The organism is Bradyrhizobium sp. MI1.4 (assembly GCF_055811315.1).
This window is the reverse complement of the sequence record NZ_JBVVPP010000003.1, coordinates 227,644-245,801: the sequence shown is the minus strand read 5'-3', so window position 1 is coordinate 245,801 and position 18,158 is coordinate 227,644. Positions and strand designations below refer to the sequence as shown.

Here is an 18,158-nt window from a genome sequence, read left to right as displayed (position 1 = left end):
TATGTTGCGGTTTGTGCCCCGCGATATCGCGGTTGCGGTGCAGACCCGCCACACCCGGGATGGGTGTCGCGGGCAGGACCCGCAATCATTCCACCAACAGCACGTCGACGGCGACGTCGAGCTTCTGCTTCGGCGAGCCGACGATGATGCCGTCGACCGGCGAAACGTCGGAGAAGTCGCGGCCGACTGCGAGCACGATATGGTCGCCAGCAACCATAAGATCGTTGGTCGGGTCGAAATCGACCCAGCCAAGCTCGTCCCCGCACCACAGCGACACCCAGGCATGGGTGGCGTCGGCGCCCTGCAGGGGCGGCTGGCCCGCCGGCGGAATGGTGCGCAAATATCCGCTGACATAGGCCGCGGGCAGGCCCAGCCCGCGCAAGCCCGCAATCATGACATGGGCAAAATCCTGACAGACGCCATGGCGCTTGACGAAGACCTCGTTGAGCGGCGTCGAGATCACCGTCGCCTTGGGGTCGTAGCGAAATTCGGTGCGGATGCGATGCATCAGATCGACCGCCCCGGCAAGGATGCCCGCGCCGGGCGCAAAGCTTTCCGCCGCATAGGCGCTGACCGGTCCCAGCACCGGCACTAGCGGGCTCGCAAAGACATAGCCGACCGGCGAGGACGGCCCGAGGCTCGTCGCCTCGAAGGCGATGTCGCGAATGTTCTCCCAGGCCGGGCTGACAGCGGCGCGCGCCGGCGGCTGGCGCGACACCTTCACGCGAGAGCGGGAATCGATGCGCAGGGTGCGATGCGCGGCCTCGATCACGACACTCTCGGTCAACGTGCCGAAGAAATCGCGCCGGACGCTACGCTCCGCAGGGCGCGGACGGATCTCGACCTTATGCGAAATCAGCTCCTGGCCATTGCCGCTCCTCGGCTCCAGCCGCAGCGTGCAGCGCGCGAAGCTAACCGGGCTCTCGTATTCGTAGGTGGTGACGTGACGGATATCGTAGATCACGCCAGCCCCGTCAGCTTTTCCGGCCGGCTCGCATTGGGACCGTGCGGGAAATAGTGCTGCCCGACCGCCTCGGCGAGGCTGAGCAGATCCTGCTCCAGGGCGAACAGCGTCTTGACCTCGAGCTTTTCGGCCTGCGCGGTCGCGAGCATCGCCTGCAGCGCGACCGCAAGCCGCTGCGGCTTCTCGATCAGGCCGTGCTCCTTCAGGCTCGGCAGTGCGGCGATGTGTTCGTTCAGCGTCGTCACCTGGAACGCCACGGAACGCGGATTGTAATTGTCGAGCACGGCGAGGTCTCGCACCGGCGCCAGGATCGGCGCCAGCAGATAGCGCGAGCGGTAGGTGATTTGGCAATCCACCAGCGTCAGCAGGATATCGAGATCCTCGTCGCCGGCCTCGTCATAGGCAAACTGCCGGGCAAAGCGCGTGGTGTTGATGGCGCGCTCGGTGCGCCGACCGATATCGAGGAAGCGCCAGCCGGCGGCGCGGTTCATGTTCTCATGCGCAAGGCCGGCAAAGCTCGCGAGCTCCTGCAAGGTCAACTCGGCCGCGCTCAGCACGCTGTCGTCGTCCTCGACCTCGACGGCCAGCCGCTCGACCATCTCCGTGATGACTTGCCAGGCATCGGGCGACAGCCGCTCGCGCAAGGAGGTCGCCGTGCGCTGGGCCGCGCGGACCAGCGACAGTGCCGAGCCGAAACGCTCCGGGCTCTGCAGCGCTTCGGCAACGATGCGGCCGGGCGCCGCGCGCGAGGTCTGCGAGATCGCGCCCCAAGTCACCAGCAGGCGCTGGATACGTTCCGCCGATTGCAGTGAGGCCGCGGTGCCCTTGTTGGGCCCGCTCGGCGAGCCCAGCGCCCGCACCAGCCGCAGCGTCGCCTCGGCGCGTTCGAGATAGCGGCCGAGCCAGAACAGATTGTCGGCGGCGCGGCTCGGCAGCACGCCGGCGATACGGCGGATGCGCACCTTGTCGATCGCAGGCAGCAGCGTCGCGGTCGAGACCTGCTTGTCCGAGACCACCCAGACGTCGGCGGAGCGCGCGCCGTCGCCCATCGACACCGCGCGCGCATCCGGCTGCTCGGCGATCCGGCAGAAGCCGCCGGGCATGATGGCCCAGCCGTCCGGCGTCGCGGCTGCGAACACGCGCAGCACGAAGGGACGCGGCGTGATTTGCCCCTGTTCCCACACCGGCATGGTCGAGAGCCGCACCACCTCCTGGCCGACATAGTCCATGCCGCGCGCAGCGATGGCGTCGCTCAGGCGCCGGCGCCCGGCGGCGTCGAGTTCGCTCGCGAGCACCGGACCGTTGCTGTCGAAACCGGGAACGCCGCGCCGATACGCGCCTTCGATCGCGACCTCGTCGAGCCGCGACAACACTTCGTCGCGCGCCGAGCGCTGGCCGCACCACCAGGTCGCGATGTGCGGCATCTTCAGCTCTTCGCCGAGCAGCCGGCGGCTGAGCGCCGGCAGGAAGCCGAGCATCGCGCGCGCCTCGAGGACACCCGAGCCCGGCATGTTGGCGACGACGACGCCGTCCTTGCGCAGCACGTCGATCAGGCCGGGGACGCCCAGCCGTGACGAGGCATCGAGCTCGAGCGGATCGAGCGAATTGGAATCGACACGGCGCAGCAGCACGTCGAGGCGCTTGAGGCCTGCAACCGTGCGGATGTGGATATGATTGTCGCTGACGGCGAGATCGTCGCCCTCGACCAGCAGGAAGCCGAGATAGCGCGCCAACGTCGCGTGCTCGAAATAGGTCTCGCTGAAGCTGCCCGGCGTGAGCACGCCAATCCGCGGCTCGTCGCGGTCGGCGCGCGCCCGAAGACTGTCGCGAAACGCCTCGAAGAACGGCGCGACGCGCGGCACGTTCATCGACTTGTAGAGGTCCGAGAAGGCGCGCGAGAGCACCAGGCGGTTCTCCAGCGCATAGCCCGCACCCGACGGCGCCTGCGTGCGATCGCCGAGCACCCACCAGCGTCCGTCGGGCCCGCGGCCGACATCGGCGGCATAGAGCGAGAGATAGCGCCCGCCCGGCGGCGGCACGCCGCAGGCGGGACGGAGATATTCGGGGCTCCCCGCGATCGCGGCCGCCGGCAGCGCGCCTTCGGCGACGAGGCGGCCCTCGCCATAGATGTCACGCAGCACGAGCTCGAGCAACTCGGCGCGCTGGGTGATGCCGTCGGACAGCTGCTTCCAGTCGGCCTCGTCAATCAGCAGCGGCAGATGGCTGATCGACCAGGGCCGGTCGGCGCTCTCGCCGGGCGCGCGATAGGTGACGCCGGCCTCGCGGAGATGACGGTCGGCCATGCCAAACCGCCGCTCAACCTCATCGGGCGCGAGCGCACCGAAGGCATCGAAGAAGCGGCTCCAGACCGCGCGGGGCTTGCCGTCCGGGCCGAGAAACTCGTCGGGGATGTCGGGCAGGCGCCTGTAGTCGCGGACCCATTGCGCGAAGCGGCGCTGGCCTTCGCGCTGGCCATCACGTTGACCTTGCGCCTGACCCGCCCTGTCGTCCTCTTCGGCTGCGCCCTCGGCCATGCGCCACTCCCTGCCCCGGCATCATACTCATTGCAGGAGCGGGGTCCGCAAGTCGAGGGTCAGCGGAAACTCATTTGTGCGTTCCTCGGGCGGCGGCTGCATCGGACCCGGCGTATGGCCATGGTCCTGGAAGCGCGCCAGCCGCCGCGCCTCGGCCTCGTAGGTGTTGACGGGCTTGGTGTCGTAGCTGCGGCCGCCCGGATGGGCGACATGATAGACGCAGCCGCCGAGCGAGCGGCCGTTCCAGGTGTCGATGAGGTCAAAGGTCAGGGGCGCATGAACGGGAATGGTCGGGTGCAGGCCTGAGGCCGGCTGCCAGGCCTTGAAGCGGACGCCGGCCACGGCTTCACCAGAGCGGCCGGTGGCGGTCATCGGCAGGCGGCGGCCGTTGCAGGCGACGATATGGCGGCCCGCGACGAAGCCTTCCGCCTTGACCTGAAGCCGCTCGACCGACGAGTCGACATAGCGCACGGTGCCGCCGGCCGAGCCCTCCTCGCCGAGGACGTGCCAAGGCTCCAGCGCCTGCCGCAGCTCCAGCGTCACGCCGCCATGATGGATGCGGCCGAACGCGGGGAAGCGGAATTCGAGCTGGGCCAGATACCATTCAGGCTCGAACGGATACCCGGACTGCTTCAACTCGGTGAGCACTTCGAGGAAATCCTCCCAGATGAAGTGCGGCAGCATGAAGCGGTCGTGCAGCGCGGTGCCCCATCGCACGAACTTGCCTTGTTGCGGCTCGCGCCAGAATTTTGCGATCAGCGCGCGGATCAGTAGCTGCTGCGCCAGCGACATGCGTGGATCCGGCGGCATTTCGAGCGCGCGGAATTCAACGAGACCGAGGCGGCCGGTCGTGCCGTCCGGTGAATAGAGCTTGTCGATGCAGATCTCGGCGCGATGGGTGTTGCCGGTGATGTCGACGAGGAGATGCCGGAACAAGCGATCTACCAGCCACAGCGGCGCCTGAGTGCCCGGCGGCGGCACGTGCGTAAGCGCGACCTCGAGCTCGTAAATGCTGTCGTGGCGGGCTTCGTCGATGCGCGGCGCCTGGCTGGTCGGGCCGATGAACAGGCCGGAGAAGAAATAGGACAGCGACGGATGCCGCTGCCAGTGCAGCACCAGGCTCTTCAACAGATCAGGCCGGCGCAGGAACGGCGAGTCCTGCGGGCTCGAGCCGCCGACCACGACGTGATTGCCGCCGCCGGTGCCGGTGTGGCGACCATCGACCAAGAAGCGATTGGCACCGAGGCGTGTCTTGCCGGCATCCTCATAGAGCCCGACGGTGATGTCGACCGCCTCGCGCCAGTTCTTTGCCGGCTGGACGTTGACCTCGATCACGCCGGGATCGGGCGTCACCTTGATCACGTCGACACGCGGATCGAATGGCGGCGGATAACCCTCGACATGGACCTGGAGCTGCATCTCCTCGGCAGTCGCTTCGAGCGCCGCGATCATCTCGAGATAATCCTCGATCTTCTCGACCGGCGGCATGAAGGCGCAGAGCACGCCGTCGCGGACCTCGACCGACATCGCGGTGCGGACGGGGACCGAGGTGTTGAGCTGTTCGGGCTCGAGCCGCTCCGGCGCGGCCGGACGCGCCGGAAGGCTGAACACCGGCAGTTTGCCGCGGGCCTCCATCGGATCCCGCTCGACGATGTAGGGATATTGATCGGGCGGGACATAGCCGAGCGAGTCCAGCGGCAAGCGCAGGCCGAGCGGCGAATCGCCCGGCATCAGGAACAGATGACTGCGCCGGAGCTGCCAGCGCTCGCTGCGCCAGCGTGGCGCCGCATTCCAGCGCTGCACCGGCAGCACGAAGCCGCGAGGGTTGTTGAGCCCCTGTTCGAACACCCGCGCCATCCGCGCGCGGGCCTCCGGATCGGACAATTTGGAATCGGAAGGATCGACGTTGACGGGAAGCTCGGATTCCTTCTGCAGCCAGTACGCGGTGTCCTCATAGGCTGGCATGATGTAGCCGGGATCGAGCCCGAGCCGCAGCGCCGTGCCCTCCACGAACGCCTGGACGTCCTTGGCCTGCGCCGACCGCGGATTTTCGATGCTGGCGATGAGGTCGGCATTCTTCCAGATCGGCACGCCGTCCTTGCGCCAGTACAGGCCAAACGCCCAACGCGGCAGGCTTTCGCCGGGATACCATTTGCCTTGCCCGAAGTGCAGCAGGCCGCCGGGTCCGAAACGCGCGCGCAGGCGGCGGATCAGATCGTCGGCGAGCCCGCGCTTGGTCGGGCCGACGGCGTCCGTGTTCCACTCGGCGCCTTCGAGATCATCGACGGAGACGAAGGTCGGCTCGCCGCCCATGGTCAGACGCACGTCGTGGGCCGCAAGATCGCCGTCGACCTGCTCGCCGAGATCGTTCAGCCGTATCCAGGATTCGTCGGAGAACGGCTTTGTGATGCGCGGCGCCTCGCGAATGCGCTTGACGCTCATGTCGAAGGCGAATTCGACCTCGGCGAAGCCTGCGCCGCCGGAGATCGGCGCCGCCGAGCGGTAGTGCGGCGTCGCGGCGACCGGGATGTGGCCCTCGCCCGCAAGCATGCCCGAGGTCGCGTCGAAGCCGATCCAGCCCGCGCCCGGCAGGTAGACCTCGGCCCAGGCGTGCAGATCGGTGAAATCGTTCTCGACCTCCGGCGGCCCCTCGATCGGATCGATGTCGGGACGGACCTGGATCAAATAGCCGGAGACGAAACGGGCGGCGAGACCGAGGTGACGGAAGGTCTGGATCAGAAGCCAGGCGGAGTCACGGCATGAGCCGGCCGCGGAGGAGAGCGTCTCCTCCGGCGTCTGCACGCCCGCCTCCATGCGGATGACGTAGCCGATCCTTTTCTGCAACTCCCTGTTGAGATCGACCAGGAAGTTGACGGTGTTCGGGGCTTCGTGCGGGATCGTATCGAGATATTTCGCGAACAGCCGATCGGGCTTGACGGTCTCGAGATAAGGCGCGAGTTCCGTCTTGAGATCTTGCGTATATTCGAACGGAAAGCTGTCGGCATAGGGCTCGACGAAGAAGTCGAACGGATTGACCGTGGTCATCTGCGCCGTGAAATCGACCTCGATCTTGAGCTCGGTCGTCTTCTCCGGGAAGACGTAGCGCGCGATCCAATTGCCTAGCGGATCCTGCTGCCAGTTCACGAAATGATTGGCCGGCGTGACCTTGAGCGAATAGCTCAGGATCGGCGTGCGGGTATGCGGCGCCGGCCGCAGACGGATGGTCTGCGGGCCGAGATCGATCGGGCGGTCGTATTTGTAATGCGTGACGTGGTGTAATGCGACGTAGATCGACACGGGGTGCGGTACTCCAGCAGCTTTTTTGAGCAGAACACCGCTGGTGACCTCGATCAAGCACTAACAACGGGCAGACCGTGCCTACGGCACGGGCTACGCCTTTGCTACATCGTCGCGCCCAGCACCCAGGGCGCGAACTCGGCGCCGCCGAAATCAAAACTCTCGCTCTTGGTCGGCTGTCCGGACGCGGTCTTGAGGATGAGATCGAAAATGCGCTGGCCGCACTGCTGGACGCTCTCCTCGCCTTCGAGGATGGTGCCGCAATTGACGTCCATGTCCTCTTCCATGCGCTTGTACATGGGCGTGTTGGTCGCGAGCTTGATCGAAGGCGCCGGCTTGCACCCGAACACGCTGCCGCGACCCGTGGTGAAGCAGACCAGATTGGCGCCGCCGGCGACCTGCCCGGTCGCGGCAACGGGATCGTAGCCAGGCGTGTCCATGAACACGAAACCCTTCTTGGTGATGGGTTCGGCGTAGCGCAGCACCTCGACGAGATTGGTGGTGCCGGCCTTCGCCATCGCGCCGAGCGACTTCTCCAAAATGGTGGTGAGACCGCCGGCCTTGTTGCCCGGGCTGGGATTGGCGTTCATCTCGGCGCCTTCGCGCGTCGTGTATTCGTCCCACCAGCGCATGAGATCGACCAGCTTCTCGCCGACTTCGCGGCTGACGGCGCGGCGCGTGAGCAGATGCTCGGCGCCATAGGTCTCCGGCGTCTCCGACAGGATCACGGTGCCGCCGTGACGTACGATGAGATCGCTGGCCGCACCCAGCGCCGGATTGGCGGAGACACCGGAATAGCCGTCCGAACCGCCGCATTGCAGCGCCACGGTCAATTCGCTCACCGGAACGGACTCGCGCTTGACCTTGTTGGACTCCGCAAGCGCCTCGCGCACGAAGGCGATGCCGGCTTCCACCGTCTTGCGGGTGCCGCCGACCTCCTGGATGTCCATCGCGCGCAGGCGGCCGGCGAGCTTCTGCTCTTCCATCAGGCCGCCGATCTGGTTCACCTCGCAGCCGAGGCCGAGCACGATGACGTGGGAGAAGTTCACGTGCCGCGCATAGCCACCGAGCGTGCGGCGGAGCAGCGCTAAGGGCTCGTTCTGCGTCATGCCGCAGCCGGTCTTGTGGGTCAGCGCAACCACGCCGTCGACATTGGGGAAGTCGGCCAGCGGATTATCGCCGGTGAAGGGATTCTTCTTGAAGACGTCGGCGACGAGGCTTGCGACATGCGCGCTGCAATTCACCGAGGTGAGGATGCCGATATAGTTGCGCGTGGCGACGCGGCCGTCCGGGCGGCGGATGCCTTCGAAGCTCGCCGGCAGATCGAAATTCGGCGTCGGCTTGACGTCGGCGCAATAGGCATAGTCCTTGGCGAAATCGCCCATGCCGCAGTTCTGCACGTGCACGTGCTGGCCCGGCGCGATCGGCACCGTCGCAAAGCCGATGATCTGGCCGTAGCGTATCACCGGCTCGCCCAATGCGATCGGCTTGATCGCGACCTTGTGGCCGGAAGGAATGCGCTCGACCGTCGTCACGCCGTCGGCCACCAATGTTCCCGGCGGCAAGCTCGCGCGCGCGATCAGCACGCCATCATCGGGATGCAGGCGAATGACGGGGCTGATGGTCATGGGAGGTCTCCTTCAGACGAATAGTGAGTAGCGAGTGGCGAATGGAAAAGGGGAGCAGCTCATTCGCTACTCCCCATCGCCATTCGCGAGTTCTCAGGCCTTGCCGCCGGAATCCTTCCGGGTGGCGTTGACCTGCATCTTGGCGTAGGTCGTCATCAGGCCGACCTCGTTCGAGAGCGTCACCAGCTTGAAGCCCATGTTGATGGCGCGCGCGGCACCTTCGGCGCCGCTGCAATGGATGCCCGGATTGAGGCCGCGCTTGCCGCACTCCTTGATGATCTTCTCGTAGATCGCAAGGATCTCGGGCTCGGTGCGATCGAGCTTCGGTTCGAGGCCGTAGGAGAAGCCGAGGTCGGACGGGCCGATATAGACGCCGTCGATGCCTTCGACGTCGAAGATCGCTTCCATGTTCTCGACCGCGGTTTTGGTCTCCATCATCGGCAGCAGCACGATGTCGTCGTTGGCCGTCTTCTGGTAGGAGCCCGCGGTGCCGTACATGCCGGCGCGGATCGGGCCGTTGGAGCGGACGCCCTTCGGCGGGTACTTGGCATAGGAGACGAGGTTCCTGGCTTCCTGCGGCGTGTTGACCATCGGGCAGATCACGCCATAGGCGCCGCCATCGAGCACCTTGCCGATGATGCCGGGCTCGTTCCAGGGCACGCGGACCATCGGCGTGATCGGATGCTTGTCCATCGCCTGGAAGCACTGCACCATCGACAGATAATCCTGCACGCCGTGCTGCATGTCGACGGTGACGCTGTCGAAGCCGCATTGCGCGATCATCTCGGCCGAGAAGCCGGAGGGAATCGCGAGCCACGCGTTGACCACGGCCTTGCCCGACTTCCAGATTTCCTTGACCTTGTTCGCCACGTTGCCTTCCTTCTTTGTTTTGGACCTTCGTCACCATGACGAGCGCCGCGACAGCACGATGCCGTTATTAGCGCGAACCCGACCGCCGCGCTACGCTCGCGATGACGCAAGCTGTCACTGGCAAAGGCGGCGCAATCCGTCCCGGCGCGCCGATTTTTGCGCATCGGCTGCGGGGCACTTTGAGCGAAAAAATGCGGCGATGTCCATGATTGTTGCCGCGCGCTCGCGCATATCTGCTTTCACTCCTCGGCACTTGCCTCCTCGCCCGCGCCGAGCCCTGCGAGACTTTGTTCGAGCTCGCTGAGCATCTCCTGCAATTCGACGAGCTTGCGTGCGCCAAAGCGGCGCGTGATTTCGGCATAAATCGCTTCGGAGGACGGCGCGACGGAAGCCATCAGCTTCACGCCCTTTTCCGAGATCGAGACCATGCTGCGGCGCTGGTCCGCCTTGGCGGTCTTGCGCTCGATCAGATTGCGCGCCTCGAGATCACGCAGGATGCGCGACAGGCTCGGGCCGAGCAGGAACGCGGTGCGCGCGAGTTCCGTGACCTCGACCGTGTCGATCGCCGCGAGCGCGCGCAGGATGCGCCATTGCTGCTCGGTCAGGCCATGCGTGCGCAGCGAGGGACGGAATTGCCGCATCACCGCCTCGCGTGCCCGCAGCAACGACATCGGCAGCGAACGCGAGAAGTCGCGCATCGGCACCTGCCGCACGGCGGGCTCACTTCCGTTCGCAGGATCAGCCGGTCTCTTCGTCATGACGCCCTTTCAAGCCGCGAAACGTTTGCAGTGCAGCAAGCCAATTTGCGATTGACGCATTCACTTAACATGTTAAGCATCTTCCGGCACGACGATTTGTAAGATTACACATGGCGCTTTCAAACGACGATATCCGAGCTTGCGCGAACCGTCTGCACCAGGCGGAAAAGACCCGTACGCAGATCCGGCAGCTCTCGCAGGACTTTCCCGACATCAGCATCGCTGACGCCTACGCGATTCAGAAGGCCTGGGTCGACGTCAAGGTCGCCGAGGGGCGCATCGTCCGGGGACACAAGATCGGCCTGACCTCGAAGGCGATGCAGAGCGCGCTTGGCATCAACGAGCCGGATTCCGGCGTATTGCTCGACGACATGTTCTTCGCCGATGGTGGCCTCGTCCCGACGGAGCGCTTCATCGCGACGCGCGTGGAAGCCGAGCTCGCCTTCGTCATGAGCAAGCGCCTCGCGGGCCCCGACTGCACGCTGTTCGACGTGCTCAACGCCACCGACTTCGTCGTGCCGGCGCTGGAGATTCTGGACACGCGCATCGAGCGCGTCGATCCCCAGACCAAGGCGACCCGAAAGATCTTCGACACCATTGCCGACAACGCGGCCAATGCCGGCATCGTGCTCGGCGGACGGCCGATCCGCCCGCTGGACGCGGACCTGCGCTGGATCGGCGCGCTCTGTTTCAAGAACGGCCAGCTGGAAGAGACCGGCCTTGCCGCCGGCGTGCTCAATCATCCCGCGACTGCAGTCGCCTGGCTCACCAACAAGATCGCACCGCTCGGCCTTGCGCTCGAGCCCGGGCAAATCGTGCTCGCCGGCTCCTTCATCCGTCCGATCGAGACCCGCAAGGGCGACACAATTCAAGCCGATTATGGCGCCTACGGCTCGGTGAGCTGCTACTTCGCTTAGACGACCAAAAAGACAGGGAGTGAAACCGCGATGCCGCATTTCACGATCGAATATTCGGCCAATCTCGACGACCGCCTCGACATTGGCGCGGCGTGCGAGGTGGTGCGCAAGGCGGCGGTCGAGACCGGCATCTTCCCGCTCGGCGGCATCCGCGTCCGCGCTGTCAAATGCGAGCATTATGCGATTGCGGACGCGCGGCAGGATTACGGCTTTCTCGACATGGTGCTGCGCATCGGCGAAGGCCGCGATCTGCCAACCCGCAAGAAAGCCGGCGAACAAATCTTCCAGGCGCTCTCCCGCCATCTTGATCCCGTCTTCGCAAGCTCGAAATTCGCGCTCTCGTTCGACATGCAGATCAACGACAAGGATACGAGCTGGAAGCGCAACAACATCCACGACGCCCTGAAAGCGGAGGCCGCCTATGGATAAGCCCACGCCGAAAACCGACGTATTCCAGGCCAATCGCGACCGCATCGCACCGCTGCTGAAGACGCTGCGTGCCGACGGTATCGGCCACATGATCGACGGCAAGATCGTGCCGTCGATCTCCGGCGAGACGTTCGAGACGAAATCGCCGGTCGACGGCGCGACGCTGGCGAGCGTCGCCCGCGGCAATGCCGAGGATGTCGATCGCGCCGCCACCGCTGCCGCACTCGCCTTCAAATCCTGGCGCGACATGGGGCCGGCGATGCGGAAGAAGCTGCTGCATCGCGTGGCCGACGCCATCGAGGACAATGCCGAGGACATCGCGGTGCTCGAATGCATCGACACCGGCCAGGCCTATCGCTTCATGGCCAAGGCCGCGATCCGCGCCGCCGAGAATTTCCGCTTCTTCGCCGATCGATGCGGCGAGGCGCGCGACGGCCAGAACACACCGAGCGACGAGCATTGGAACGTCTCGACGCGCGTGCCGATCGGCCCGGTCGGCGTGATCACGCCGTGGAATACGCCGTTCATGCTCTCGACCTGGAAGATCGCCCCTGCCCTCGCGGCCGGCTGCACCGTCGTGCACAAGCCGGCGGAGTGGTCGCCGGTCACGGCGGCTATCCTCGCGAAGCTCGTCAAGGAAGCCGGCGTGCCCGACGGCGTGCTCAACACCGTCCACGGTTTTGGCGAAGAGGCCGGCAAGGCATTGACCGAGCATCCCGCCATCAAGGCGATCGGCTTCGTCGGCGAAAGTTCGACGGGCTCGGCGATCATGGTTCAGGGCGCGCCGACCTTGAAGCGCGTGCATTTCGAACTCGGCGGCAAGAACCCGGTGATCGTGTTCGACGACGCCGATCTCGACCGCGCGCTCGATGCGGTCGTGTTCATGATCTACTCGCTCAACGGCGAGCGCTGCACGTCGTCGAGCCGCTTGCTGATCCAGGCCGGCATCGCCGAAAAATTCGTCGAAAAGCTGACCGCACGGGTGAAAGCGCTGAAGGTCGGCCATCCCCTCGATCCCGCCACCGAGATCGGGCCGCTGATCCACGAACGTCATCTCGCGAAGGTCTGCTCCTATTTCGACGTCGCACGCCAGGACGGCGCGACGATTGCCGTCGGCGGCAAGGCCTATGATGGCCCGGGCGGCGGATATTATGTCGAGCCGACCCTGGTGACCGGCGCACACGGCAAGATGCGCGTGGCGCAGGAAGAGGTGTTCGGCCCCTTCCTCACCGTGCTGCCCTTCAAGGACGAAGCAGACGCGATCGAGATCGCCAACGACATCCGCTACGGCCTGACCGGCTATGTCTGGACCAACGATGTCGGCCGCGCGTTGCGTGTCGCGGATGCGCTGGAAGCCGGCATGATCTGGCTGAACTCGGAAAACGTCCGCCATCTGCCGACGCCGTTCGGCGGCATGAAGGCCTCCGGCATCGGCCGCGACGGCGGCGATTACTCGTTCGATTTCTACATGGAAACCAAGCACGTCTCGCTGGCGCGGGGCACGCATAAGATTCAGAAGCTGGGAATCTAACGCCCGCGGTTCCTCGGCGCGCGGAGCGCCAACGAGGAATGGCTGGGTCTAGAGAGGGGAAACGCAATGCCCGTACCGCAACATATCTTCGAGCCGCCGTTCAACATCATCCGCTCCAGCCACGCCGTGCTGGACGTCACCGACCTGAAGCTCAGCCGCGAGTTCTATGAAAGCGTTGTCGGCCTGCATGTCGAGGACGCCGACGACAAGGTCGTCTACTTGCGCGCCGCCGAGGAGCACCAGCATCACTCGTTGGTGTTGCGCAAGGCGGCGGCGCCTGCCTGCAACCGCCTCGGCTTCAAAGTCGGCAATGACGGGGATCTCGACAAGGCCGCGAAGTTCCTGTCCGAGAACGGCCTTGGCTACGCCTTCGTCGATCAACCGTTCCAGGGCCGCACGCTGCAGTTCACCGACCCCTTCGGCTTCCAGATCGAGCTGTATGCGTCGATGGACCGGCGGCCGCATCTGCTGCGCCGCTACGATCTCTACAGGGGCTGCCACCCGCAGCGGCTCGACCATTTCAACGTGTTCGCCGCCGAGGTGCAGGACACCGTCGAATTCTATGCCCGGCTCGGCTTTCGCCTCACCGAATACGCCGAGGAGGACGGGCCGAACGGGCGCATAGCCGCGGCCTGGATGCATCGCAAGGGCAATGTCCACGATTTCGCCATCACCAACGGCAAGGGCCCGCGGCTGCACCACTTCGCCTACTGGACGCCGACGGCGATGAACATCATCCACCTCTGCGACGTCATGGCCTCGCAGGGCTTCGTGAAGAACATCGAGCGTGGCCCCGGGCGCCACGGCATCTCGAACGCATTCTTTCTCTACGTCCGCGACCCCGATGGACACCGTCTCGAGCTCTACACCAGCGACTATTTCACCGGCGATCACGACCACGAGCCGCTGCGCTGGTCGCTGCGCGATCCGCGCCGCCAGACATTGTGGGGCGCGCCCGCCCCGCGCTCCTGGTTCGAGCAGGGCTCGCCGTTCTCCGGGCAGACCGTGCGTGAACCGAAGTTCGTGGCCGACGTGCTGGTGGCGGATTAAGCAATGAATCTCCCTCGCCTCGCCACCTATTCCGTCAACGGCGCCGTCAGCTACGGCGCCGTCGTCGACGGCGGCATTGTCGATCTCTCCGCGCGCCACGCCAAGGATTATCCGACGCTGCGCGAGGTGATCGCCGCAGGAAAGCTCGCGAGCCTCGCCGAAGAGGCCGCCGGCCGCACGCCCGATCACGCGCTCGGTGACATCATCTGGCTGCCACCGGTGCCCGCGCCGGAAAAGATCATCTGCATCGGCGTCAATTATCCCGACCGCAATGCCGAGTACAAGGACGGCCAGGACGCGCCGAAATATCCGAGCATGTTCATGCGCTCGCCGCGCTCCTTCGTCGGCCACGACACGCCGCTGGTGCGCCCGCGCGCCTCCGCGCAGCTCGACTATGAGGGCGAGATCGTGCTGGTGATTGGCAAGCAAGGCCGGCACATTCCGGAAAGTTCGGCGCTCGATCACGTCGCCGCGCTGACGCTCTGCAATGAAGGCTCGGTGCGCGACTGGCTGCGCCATGCCAAGTTCAACGTCACGCAGGGCAAGAACTTCGATTCCAGCGGCAGCCTCGGCCCGTGGCTGGTGCCCTACACGCAGGAATCGCAGGTCGCCGACATCCGCCTCACCACGCACGTCAATGGCGAGCTGCGGCAGGACGACCGCACCAGCCGATTGATGTTTCCGTTCCGCTATCTCATCAGCTATATCTCGACCTTCGCGACGCTCGTTCCCGGCGATATCATCGTCACGGGCACGCCGACCGGCGCCGGCGCGCGGTTCGATCCGCCGCGCTATCTGAAGCCGGGCGATGTTATCGAAGTCGCGGCCGATGGCATCGGGACCTTGCGAAACGGCGTCGTCAACGAAGCCTGAACACCGATTGAAATGGAATAATGCCATGACCACCCTCACCGGCGGCGAAGCGATCGTAAGCGGCCTTGTCGCTCATGGCGTTGACACCGTGTTCGGCCTGCCCGGCGCGCAGGTCTACGGCCTGTTCGACGCCTTCCACCAGGCCCAGCTCAAGGTGATCGGCGCGCGGCACGAGCAGGCCTGCGGCTACATGGCGTTCGGCTATGCCCGTTCCAGCGGCAGGCCCGGCGTGTTCAGCGTGGTGCCCGGCCCCGGCGTGCTCAACGCCAGCGCCGCGCTGCTCACCGCCTTCGGCTGCAACGAGCCGGTGCTGTGCGTCACCGGCCAGGTGCCGACGCAATTTCTCGGCAAGGGCCGCGGCCATCTGCATGAGATGCCGGACCAGCTCGCGACCTTACGCACCTATGTGAAATGGGCGGACCGGATCGAATATCCCGGCAACGCGCCGACCACCGTCGCGCGCGCCTTCCAGGAGATGACGTCCGGACGGCGTGGCCCCGCTTCGGTCGAGATGCCCTGGGACGTCTTCACCCAGCGCGCCGACACCGCGGCTGCGCAAGTGCTGGAGCCGCTGCCCGCGCCGCAGCCCGACCCTGACATGATCAAGCAAGCGGCCGCGCTGATCAGGAACAGCAAGGCGCCGATGATCTTCGTCGGCAGCGGCGCGATCGAGGCGCGCGAGGAGATTCTCGAACTCGCCGAGATGATCGACGCCCCTGTTGTCGCCTTCCGCAGCGGCCGCGGCATCGTCTCCAACGCGCATGAGCTCGGCCTGACCATGGCGGCAGCTTACAAGCTGTGGCCGACAACCGATTTGATGATCGCAATCGGCACGCGCGCCGAACTGCCGGCATCGGGCTTCCGCTGGCCGTATCAGCCGAAGGGGCTGAAATCCATTCGTGTCGATATCGATCCGGCCGAGATGCGCCGGCTCGCCTCCGATGTCGCTATCGTCGCCGATGCCAAAGCCGGCACCGCCGATCTGGTCGCAGCCGTGAAGAAGGCCGGCTATGCCAGGACCAGCGGCCGGCGGGGAGCGATCCGCGAGGCCACTGCGACAGCGCACGCCGAGATCCAACGCATCCAGCCGCAAATGGCGTATCTCAACATCCTGCGCGAGGTGCTGCCGGCGAACGCGATCGTGACCGATGAATTGTCGCAGTTCGGCTTCGCCTCCTGGTACGGCTTCCCGATCTACGAGCCGCGCACCTTCATCACATCCGGCTATCAGGGCACGCTCGGCTCGGGCTTCCCGACCGCGCTCGGCGCCAAGGTCGCCAATCCCGACAAGCCGGTGGTGGCGATCACTGGCGACGGCGGCTTCATGTTCGGCGTGCAGGAGCTCGCCACCGCCGTGCAGTTCAACATCGGCGTGGTGACGCTGGTGTTCAACAACAACGCCTATGGCAATGTCCGCCGCGACCAGCGCGAGCGCTTCGACGGCCGCGTGGTGGCGTCCGATCTGGTCAATCCGGATTTCGTCAAGCTGGCGGAGTCCTTTGGCGTCGCATCCGCGCGCGTCACCGCGCCTGACCAGTTCAAGGCGGCGATGGAGAAGGCGCTCGCCCATGGCGGGCCGTATCTGATCTCGGTGGAAGTGACGCGGGATTCGGAAGTGAGCCCGTGGGCATTCATCCACCCGCCGAAGCCGTAAACGAAGCATCGTCGTTCCGGAACTCTTTCCTTCTCCCCTTGCGGGAGAAGGTGGATCGCTGACGCGCAGCGGCGGCGAGACGGATGAGGGGCTGTCTCCGCGGATGGAGACCCCTCATCCGCCTTCCCTTTCGGGAAGGCACCTTCTCCCAAAAGGGGAGAAGGAAGATCAGCGCGTCCTGCGAAACGTCAGATTGATCCGCTTAGGCCCGAGCAACGCATGTTCACCATCGGCGAGCGGCGCGACGCCATGATAGGCGAGCCTGCTAGCCCCGCCCCAGACCACGACATCGCCATGGACGAGCCGGAACCGGCGCGGCTTGTCGTTGCGTGCCAGGCCGCCGAACAGGAAGGTCGCAGGTAGCCCAAGCGAGACCGAGACGATCGGCGCCGAATAATCCAGCTCGTCCTTGTCCTGATGCAGCGACAGCCGCGTGCCAGGCTCATAGCGGTTGACGAGGCAGGCATCGGGCGCAAAGCCAGTAAAGCCGCCCTGGTCCGCCGCGCGGCGGGCGAGATCGCGGAGCACGGGTGGCATCGCCGGCCACGGCGCCCCGGTCCGCGGGTCGATGGGATCATAGCGATAGCCGGTATGATCGGTGATCCAGCCGCGCTCGCCGCAATTGGTCATGGCGACCGACATCAGATGCCCGCCGGGCGTGGTCATGCGCCGGAACGGCGACTGCGCCACGATGGCGCGCACCGCATCGATCAACTCGCTTTCGATCGGCTTGACGAAGCCGCGCAGCAGCACGGCGCCGTCGGCGATCTTCTCGCGCGACGGCTGAGCTTCGGCGACATTATCGAACAAATCCCCCATCAGCGGCAGCGTTTATTTCGCATCGTGAAAGATCACACCCAGCGTGTAGCGCTGGCCAGAGCGAATCCGGCTGACGCCATGGCGGAGATTAACGCGGTAGGTGCCGCGTGTCCCCTGCACTGGACGATGATGCACAGCGAAGGCAACGGCGTCGCCCTGCGCGAGCGGAACCACTTCGGCGCGGGACTGCATGCGCGGGCGTTGCTCGGTCAGCACGAACTCGCCGCCGGTGAAATCGCGTCCCGGCTCGGACAAGAGGATCGCGACCTGGAGCGGGAACACGTGCTCGCCATAGAGATCCTGATGCAGGCAGTTGAAATCGCCGGCCTCATATTGCAACAGCAGCGGCGTCGGCCGCGTTTGGCCTGCCTCGTGGCATCGTTTCAGGAACGCGGCGTGAGTGGCGGGATAGCGAATGTCGATCCCCATCGCCTCGTTCCAGCGATTGGCGACGCCCTGGAGATGCGCGTAGAGCGCCGGGCGCAACTGCGCGATCAGATCGGGCAGCGGATAGGAGAAATATTTGTATTCGCCGCGGCCAAAGCCGTGGCGGCCCATGACGATACGGCTGCGGAAGTTGGTGTCGTCGGGATAGAGCGCGGCGACGGCGCGGCACTGCTCCGGCGTGAGCAGGCCCTTCAGGACGGCGGAGCCGTGGGTGTCGAGCTCGCCGGTGATTTGCGGCCAGTCGAGGGCATCGACATGGGCGGCAGTATCCGCTGACGGGGATTGAGGCGATTTGCGTGCTGTTGCTGTCATGGCTCTCTGACCTTCGCAGGACCGCCCCGTCCTCTACCACCCGATTTCCGTCTCTCTCCCCGTCATTGCGAGCGG

General features: G+C 65.6%; 14 protein-coding genes. 6 read left to right on the top strand and 8 right to left on the bottom strand.

Going from position 1 to position 18,158, the window contains the following annotated elements; translation table 11 throughout:
- Positions 1–85: 85 nt before the first annotated feature.
- The 6 genes from AC0L23_RS05370 to hpaR all read right to left on the bottom strand — a co-directional run bounded on the left by AC0L23_RS05370 (position 86) and on the right by hpaR (position 10,051).
- Positions 86–964: a transglutaminase family protein gene (locus AC0L23_RS05370; RefSeq protein WP_085362335.1), complete on the bottom strand. Its 879-nt coding sequence runs from the start codon at positions 962–964 to the stop codon at positions 86–88.
- Positions 961–3,498 (bottom strand): circularly permuted type 2 ATP-grasp protein, encoded by a 2,538-nt coding sequence (locus tag AC0L23_RS05365; protein ID WP_085362334.1) that lies wholly within the window; start codon positions 3,496–3,498, stop codon positions 961–963. The genes AC0L23_RS05370 and AC0L23_RS05365 overlap by 4 nt, the downstream gene beginning before the upstream one ends.
- Positions 3,499–3,525: 27 nt before the next feature.
- Complete coding sequence (locus AC0L23_RS05360) at positions 3,526–6,795, bottom strand: transglutaminase family protein (protein WP_473356777.1); 3,270 nt, start codon at positions 6,793–6,795, stop codon at positions 3,526–3,528.
- 104 nt (positions 6,796–6,899) lie between these two features.
- On the bottom strand, positions 6,900–8,423 hold the full coding sequence (locus AC0L23_RS05355) for a UxaA family hydrolase (protein ID WP_007608034.1): 1,524 nt from the start codon (positions 8,421–8,423) through the stop codon (positions 6,900–6,902).
- 93 nt (positions 8,424–8,516) lie between these two features.
- On the bottom strand, positions 8,517–9,293 hold the full coding sequence (locus AC0L23_RS05350; protein ID WP_018456947.1) for an HpcH/HpaI aldolase family protein: 777 nt from the start codon (positions 9,291–9,293) through the stop codon (positions 8,517–8,519).
- A 239-nt stretch (positions 9,294–9,532) separates the two neighbouring features.
- Complete coding sequence (gene hpaR, locus AC0L23_RS05345) at positions 9,533–10,051, bottom strand: homoprotocatechuate degradation operon regulator HpaR (RefSeq protein WP_018456948.1); 519 nt, start codon at positions 10,049–10,051, stop codon at positions 9,533–9,535.
- Between the two features lie 110 nt (positions 10,052–10,161).
- Between hpaR and hpaH the strand changes: the two genes are divergently transcribed.
- From hpaH to AC0L23_RS05315, 6 genes are all read left to right on the top strand, one after another.
- On the top strand, positions 10,162–10,968 hold the full coding sequence (hpaH, locus tag AC0L23_RS05340) for a 2-oxo-hept-4-ene-1,7-dioate hydratase (protein WP_085362332.1): 807 nt from the start codon (positions 10,162–10,164) through the stop codon (positions 10,966–10,968).
- Positions 10,969–10,998: 30 nt separating this feature from the next.
- Complete coding sequence (locus AC0L23_RS05335; RefSeq protein ID WP_085362331.1) at positions 10,999–11,397, top strand: 5-carboxymethyl-2-hydroxymuconate Delta-isomerase; 399 nt, start codon at positions 10,999–11,001, stop codon at positions 11,395–11,397.
- Positions 11,390–12,928, top strand: a complete 1,539-nt coding sequence (hpaE, locus tag AC0L23_RS05330) for a 5-carboxymethyl-2-hydroxymuconate semialdehyde dehydrogenase (RefSeq protein WP_085352200.1) — start codon at positions 11,390–11,392, stop codon at positions 12,926–12,928. The genes AC0L23_RS05335 and hpaE overlap by 8 nt, the downstream gene beginning before the upstream one ends.
- A gap of 66 nt (positions 12,929–12,994) precedes the next feature.
- Positions 12,995–13,978: a 3,4-dihydroxyphenylacetate 2,3-dioxygenase gene (gene hpaD / locus AC0L23_RS05325; protein ID WP_085352199.1), complete on the top strand. Its 984-nt coding sequence runs from the start codon at positions 12,995–12,997 to the stop codon at positions 13,976–13,978.
- 3 nt (positions 13,979–13,981) lie between these two features.
- Complete coding sequence (locus AC0L23_RS05320) at positions 13,982–14,851, top strand: fumarylacetoacetate hydrolase family protein (protein WP_085362330.1); 870 nt, start codon at positions 13,982–13,984, stop codon at positions 14,849–14,851.
- A 25-nt stretch (positions 14,852–14,876) separates the two neighbouring features.
- Positions 14,877–16,505 (top strand): thiamine pyrophosphate-dependent enzyme, encoded by a 1,629-nt coding sequence (locus AC0L23_RS05315; protein ID WP_085362329.1) that lies wholly within the window; start codon positions 14,877–14,879, stop codon positions 16,503–16,505.
- Between the two features lie 168 nt (positions 16,506–16,673).
- Here AC0L23_RS05315 and alkB read toward each other — a convergent pair whose 3' ends face one another.
- Entirely contained in the window at positions 16,674–17,327 is a 654-nt protein-coding gene (alkB, locus tag AC0L23_RS05310) for a DNA oxidative demethylase AlkB (protein ID WP_198957675.1), read from the bottom strand.
- Between the two features lie 9 nt (positions 17,328–17,336).
- On the bottom strand, positions 17,337–18,083 hold the full coding sequence (locus AC0L23_RS05305) for a 2OG-Fe(II) oxygenase (protein ID WP_085352195.1): 747 nt from the start codon (positions 18,081–18,083) through the stop codon (positions 17,337–17,339).
- Positions 18,084–18,158: the final 75 nt, after the last annotated feature.

Bases quoted from the DNA above. Each gene is read 5' to 3' on its own strand.
- AC0L23_RS05365 (WP_085362334.1), bottom strand. From the start codon at position 3,498: ATGGCCGAGGGCGCAGCCGAAGAGGACGACAGGGCGGGTCAGGCGCAA.
- AC0L23_RS05355 (WP_007608034.1), bottom strand. From the start codon at position 8,423: ATGACCATCAGCCCCGTCATTCGCCTGCATCCCGATGATGGCGTGCTG.
- hpaR (WP_018456948.1), bottom strand. From the start codon at position 10,051: ATGACGAAGAGACCGGCTGATCCTGCGAACGGAAGTGAGCCCGCCGTG.
- hpaH (WP_085362332.1), top strand. From the start codon at position 10,162: ATGGCGCTTTCAAACGACGATATCCGAGCTTGCGCGAACCGTCTGCAC.
- AC0L23_RS05335 (WP_085362331.1), top strand. From the start codon at position 10,999: ATGCCGCATTTCACGATCGAATATTCGGCCAATCTCGACGACCGCCTC.
- hpaE (WP_085352200.1), top strand. From the start codon at position 11,390: ATGGATAAGCCCACGCCGAAAACCGACGTATTCCAGGCCAATCGCGAC.
- hpaD (WP_085352199.1), top strand. From the start codon at position 12,995: ATGCCCGTACCGCAACATATCTTCGAGCCGCCGTTCAACATCATCCGC.
- AC0L23_RS05320 (WP_085362330.1), top strand. From the start codon at position 13,982: ATGAATCTCCCTCGCCTCGCCACCTATTCCGTCAACGGCGCCGTCAGC.
- AC0L23_RS05315 (WP_085362329.1), top strand. From the start codon at position 14,877: ATGACCACCCTCACCGGCGGCGAAGCGATCGTAAGCGGCCTTGTCGCT.
- AC0L23_RS05305 (WP_085352195.1), bottom strand. From the start codon at position 18,083: ATGACAGCAACAGCACGCAAATCGCCTCAATCCCCGTCAGCGGATACT.